Source organism: Porphyromonas sp. COT-290 OH3588, from assembly GCF_000769075.1.
In the GTDB taxonomy this organism is placed as follows: Bacteria; Bacteroidota; Bacteroidia; order Bacteroidales; family Porphyromonadaceae; genus Porphyromonas.
Window position 1 is genome coordinate 1 of sequence record NZ_JRFC01000045.1, and the last position, 5,730, is coordinate 5,730.

General features: G+C 48.4%; 3 protein-coding genes and 1 pseudogene. 3 read left to right on the forward strand and 1 reads right to left on the reverse strand.

Annotation, left to right across the window (positions count from 1 at the left end; all coding sequences use genetic code 11):
• Positions 1-36: 36 nt before the first annotated feature.
• Positions 37-303, reverse strand: a pseudogene (locus tag HQ48_RS08560) (transposase); the annotation flags it as partial.
• 335 nt (positions 304-638) lie between these two features.
• On the opposite strand from HQ48_RS08560, the gene HQ48_RS08565 reads away from it, so the two are divergent.
• The 3 genes from HQ48_RS08565 (at position 639) to HQ48_RS08575 (ending at position 5,434) form a co-directional block, all read left to right on the forward strand.
• On the forward strand, positions 639-2,369 hold the full coding sequence (locus HQ48_RS08565; protein ID WP_044233156.1) for a hypothetical protein: 1,731 nt from the start codon (positions 639-641) through the stop codon (positions 2,367-2,369).
• 197 nt (positions 2,370-2,566) lie between these two features.
• Positions 2,567-4,510: an NAD(+) synthase gene (locus HQ48_RS08570; RefSeq protein WP_255360637.1), complete on the forward strand. Its 1,944-nt coding sequence runs from the start codon at positions 2,567-2,569 to the stop codon at positions 4,508-4,510.
• A 126-nt stretch (positions 4,511-4,636) separates the two neighbouring features.
• Entirely contained in the window at positions 4,637-5,434 is a 798-nt protein-coding gene (locus HQ48_RS08575; protein ID WP_044190009.1) for a cation transporter, read from the forward strand.
• The last annotated feature ends 296 nt before the right edge of the window (positions 5,435-5,730 follow it).

Consider the following 5,730-nt stretch of genomic DNA (forward strand, 5'->3'; position numbering starts at 1 on the left):
TAGGGGGATAGTATTCAAGGCTCCCCAAGCCGCTCAAACACGCAAAAAACACCGAGAAAGATACAAGAACCTTTGAGCGGTGCATTGCGCAATAGTCTCTAGACGCGTTAGCTCCGAGCGGAAACGGCTGATGGTGCTATGATCGGGAGAGGGATAGCCAAGGTCTAAGCCAAGGAATTCACTGAAAAGCAGAGAGTCATTGATCCGTTCCTCAACCTCATAATCGCTCAAACCATACCAAGTCTCTAGCAAAAGGATCTTGAACATCAGCAAGGCATCGTAGGCAGGGTTACCTACGGCATTNCAGAAAGGAGTGCTTCATACGGTCGCGACGAACCTGAGTATATACTTGTAGGAAGCTCGGAGCTGGTTCGGTTGGTTTAGTTGCCATGTCGATACAATTAATTACATATTAAAGATGTTAATACTCAGAGATATATGCAACACGTCTAACTGAACATCTAACCGAAAAGAGGCAAAATGCCGTGCAACGGTCTCTAGAGAGGTCAGAGGCAGCTTATAGAGCGCATTCCCCCTCTATTTTGCTGAGCAGTAATAAAAATCGTACATTTGTTATGTGCTATATCGAGCCAAAACTAGAGCAAAAGAGAGTCTTAATAACGATAAAAAGGAGAATTATGCTACAAGAATTTACCTTAAATAGAGGTCGAGCGATCATGAACTTTACCTCTAAGTACTGCGATAATCGGCGCAAGATACTCAGTAGCTACGCCTTCGGACGGGTTGTCGAAACATTTATCTCTAGGCTAAAGAAGGATAACCCGATCATCTATGATGCTTTCATCGAAGATTTTCACACGGACGATAACTTGGTGCGCTCGCTTATGGAGGTTATTCGCTTCTTGAGTGTCTGTGAGGTAGAGGAGCTACTAGAGGTAAACAATAAGTATGCGCCGTTCTTCAAAGATCGAGATTTATTCATCGAGCTCATCGAGTTGCTATACGAATACTGGCGTCGGCTTGAGCGTGTCGCCATCGTACACAACAGCCGCTTGGGTGAGGGGGTGCAGAATGTTCGCTTCATTCAGGCTTATGAGCTCTTCAACGAGTTGCTCCTCTCCATATACAGACGCACCAAACGGGTCGTCAATGGCTTCAATACAGACGTCTATCATCAGACCAAGGCTGGAGCTAATGCAGGGCTAATCTTGAATGATGTCACTTGGAACTGCCCCATCGAGTATCGAGGTCTGGCGTCTATCCCTTTCATTGGCTCGGTCATCATCAATCCTCCCTACATATCGTACACGAAGAAGAATACCCGTGACGGCATCTTCATGGAGCACAAAACCAATCCGCTCGCACACATGGTGCTCAACGAAGATGAGTGGTTTCTCTTCCCTGCCAAGGTCGGTAATCTCATGGCCTTTGTTTACTTCCACAAGGACTTTATGTGTCACGGGATCGGTCTTGCCAATCTGTTTGAATTGGCTAAAAATGATGAGTATGTAGGCAAAAAGCCAGATCTGATCTACGTCTTCGGCTACGACGATGGTCACGATGAGAAGCGGACATTCTACTACAAAGACCGCAAGAACGACATCATGATCGGTTATGCCAATTATAGTGATGAGATTGACTACTTCGGTTACATGAAAAAGATGCTCTTGACGCTACACAACATCAAGCAAATGGAGCGAGGTAATTTGCCTATTCATGGGGCTATGGTCAATATCGCACTTAAAAATGGGCGTGAAGCCAACATCGTGATTATGGGCGATAGTGGAGCTGGTAAGTCCGAGAGCCTAGAAGCTTTCCGTACACTCAATGAACGGTACATTAGACATATGCGTGTCATCTTCGACGATATGGGATATCTGCAGTTCGATCCGTCTGGCAAGATTAGAGCCTATGGCACAGAGATTGGCGCTTTTGTGCGTACCGATGATCTTGACCCGATGTATGCTTTTGCCCAGCTCGACCGAGGGATCTATACCAATCCCGATAAGGTCAATGCACGAGTGACCATACCTATCTCCACCTACGAGGTGATCTCGAAGGGGTATAGTGTAGACTACTTCCTCTATGCCAATAACTATGCCGAGGCAGAGCAGAAGATACAACTGTTTGATAGCCTAGAGCAGGCGATAGAGGTCTTCCAGACGGGGGCACGCAGAGCCAAGGGTACGACAACCGAGCAGGGCCTAGTGACGTCCTACTTCGCCAATCCATTTGGACCAGTGCAGGAGCAGGCAGTGGCCGAGGTGCTGATTCGTAAGTTCTTCACGGCTCTATTCGACGAAGGGGTCAAGGTGGGCGAGATGCATACAGCTCTAGCCATAGAGGGGAAAGCTAAGGATGGCCCTAGAGCTGCGGCGGAGGAGTTATTTAGTCGAATCAATGCTTAGCGACGAGCTTCGCTAGCATCTATCTGCCAAATCCAATAACATAGCGGTTGGGGGGGCTAACCTTTTTGGGGTGCACCTCAGTGTAATCAATCTTCGTTTGCGAAGATTGATTACATTTGTGCATTAACTTTTCTGGGCTATCAGATAGATTATATAAAACATGGCCAATAGCCTAGAGCGAACGAAAGAAGAAAAGCATTATGAAGCACGGTTTCGTTAAGGTGGCAGCAGCTGTCCCTTTCGTCAAAGTAGCAGATTGCGGCTACAACACAGAGCGTATCGAGCAGATGATCCTACAAGCCGATAGGCAGGGAGTGGAGATTATGACTTTCCCCGAACTCTGCATCACGGGATACACTTGTGGCGATCTATTTCTACAACCCTTCCTTATACAGGAAGCCGAACGCAAGCTCGTAGAGCTGGTCGAACGCACGGCTAATACTAAGGTGCTCGTACTGGTGGGAATGCCCGTGAAGGTGGAAGAAAAGTTGTTTAACTCAGCAGTCGCCTTCCAGAGTGGTCGTATGCTGGGGGCTATTCCCAAAACATATCTGCCCAACTACCGAGAGTTCCAAGAGGCTCGGTGGTTCTCTCCTGCCCGTGATTTGCAGTTTACCATTGCCAATATAGGAGGCTTGGAGGTTCCTATCGGGCATAATCTGCTCTTCAGATCGGGCGAAGTGGCTATCGGTATCGAGATCTGTGAGGATATGTGGACGCCCTATACCCCCGGCACACGCCTAGCTCTCTATGGAGCACACATCATCTTCAATCTATCTGCTAGCAACGAGAGCATTGGTAAGCACGCCTACTTGCGCTCGCTCATAAGCGGCCTCTCTAGCCAAGATCTATGCGGCTATGTGTACTGCTCCTGTGGCTACGGAGAGAGCTCTACCGATTTGGTCTACACGGGCAAGGCATTCGTCGCCGAGATTGGCCGTATTATGGACGAGATGCCACGCTTCGTCTACGAAGAGCGTTTGCTCATCAACGATATAGACGTTAGCCGTATCCAGAGCGAGCGCCTATGCAACAGTAGCTTCAGAGCCTCCGTATCGCATCACACGCAGCGAGGTCTGCTTACAGAGATCCCCTTTATGCTGCGCTCGGCAGAGGAGTCGGGAGATATTACTAGGCACATAGAGCCTAATCCGTTCTTGCCAGAGGATCAGAGAGCGACACGCTGTGCGGAGGTTTTCGACATACAGATCTGTGCCCTAAGCCAGCGCCTCAAGCACATTGGAGCTCAGTCTGCGGTAATCGGAGTATCGGGTGGCCTCGATTCGACTCTGGCTCTGCTGGCCACGGTGGCTACATTCGACTTCCTTGGCCTACCACGCAGGGGGATTATCGGGGTGACGATGCCGGGCTTGGGTACCTCTAGTCGTACGAAAACCAATGCACACAAGCTAATGCAAGAGCTGGGCATCACAAGTATGGAGATCGACATTACGGAGGCAACGATGTTACACTTCCGAGATATTGACCATGACCCCAAGATTCAAGATGTAACGTATGAGAATAGTCAGGCTCGTGAGCGCACGCAGATCCTTATGGATTTGGCCAACAAACATCATGCTTTGGTTATAGGTACTGGCGATTTGTCGGAGCTTGCTCTCGGCTGGTGCACCTACAATGGGGATCACATGTCTATGTATGCCATCAACTCAGGTTTACCCAAGACCTCAATCCAGCACATCGTACGCTATCTGGCCGATACTCATCACTTCGGGGCACCTATCAAGGAGGTGCTTTACTCTATTCTTGATACTCCTATTAGCCCGGAGCTTAAGCCCTCCGAGCATACTGGAGAGGAGATTAGCCAGCACACGGAGGACATAGTAGGGCCATACGAGCTACACGACTTTTTTATCTACAACTTCCTAGCCTATGGCTACACACCTAGCAAAATTCATTATTTGGCGAGTGTAGCATTTAGAGATGTTTATTCTCCCAAGACCATTAAGCACTGGATGAAGGAGTTTTATAGACGTTTCTTCTCCCAGCAATTTAAGCGTAATTGTATGCCCGATGGGCCTAAAGTTAGCCGTATTAGCCTCTCCCCAAGAGGGGACTGGCGTATGCCTAGCGATGCGGTGGCTAAGGCTTGGCTGGAGGAAATAGAGCTACTCCCCGAGTAGTAGTTTTTAGTGTTAGGCGGAATAGAATAGTAACGAAGCTATGGGTAGATGCGTAGATATGGCCGATGCCTTAGTGGATAGTACCCATACCTGCGCATCGCACCCGAGGCCGATATGAACTTCACGATGTACAAATCTGTATTCCACATCTCGGGCATGGACTGTCCTTGCGAGGAGCGTCTAATCCGTATGAAGCTCGAGAGGTATAGTTGCATTAAGCAACTAGAGTTTGATTTTGATAGGCGGCTCCTCTCTGTCTTTCATGCCGACGCCGACGGCCCTTTTGAGGCGGATCTGTATGCTCTAGGCTTAGGTGCTGAGCGCCTTAATCAGACGAAACTAGAGCAATATGCCGAGCCGCTAGACTATGACGCTAGAGGGCAGCGGCGAGTACTATGGATCGTACTCATGATTAACCTCGTGCTATTCCTTGTAGAGATGGCTTTTGGGTTGCTCTCCAACTCCATGGGACTCGTGGCCGATAGCCTTGATATGCTTGCCGATGCCCTTGTCTATGGCATGAGTTTGATGGCTGTGGGGGCTACAGTGTTGCGGAAGAAGCGAGTGGCTCTACTAAGTGGCTATTTACAAATGGGTCTAGCTGTTCTTGGTTTGGTTGAGGTGGTAAGGCGTTTTTGGGGTTTAGAAGTAATGCCAGAGTTTGAGGATATGGTTGGCATTAGTCTGCTGGCTCTTCTTGGTAACGCAACTTGTCTGTGGCTACTACAGCGCATGCAGAACCAAGAGGCGCACATTAGGGCTAGCGTCATCTTCTCAGCCAATGATGTTATAGTCAATATCGGAGTGATTGTAGCAGGGTTATTGGTCTGGTGGTCGCAGAGTAATATCCCCGATTTGTTTGTAGGCCTAGCGGTTTTCGCCGTAGTCATACGTGGAGCGATACGTATCCTTAAGTTGGCTTGATGAATTTTTGGGCTTGTTGCAGTGACGATTGGCAGGCAGAGGCCTAGACTTTCCGCATAACAGAAGGTCTTTAGGGGTCTAGAGCAGACCAAAAGGCTTATCTTTACGTGCAAATCGTTTTGTCCATCATGAAACAATTTGACTATATCGTAGTAGGAGGAGGGCTAGCTGGGTTATACTCGGCTCTGCGGCTCTCCCATTCAGAGACCGTTGCACGGCATTTTGCCTGTTTTCGGTTAGAAACGTTGTATATATCTCTGATTATTACTATCTTTAATATGTAATTAACTGTATCG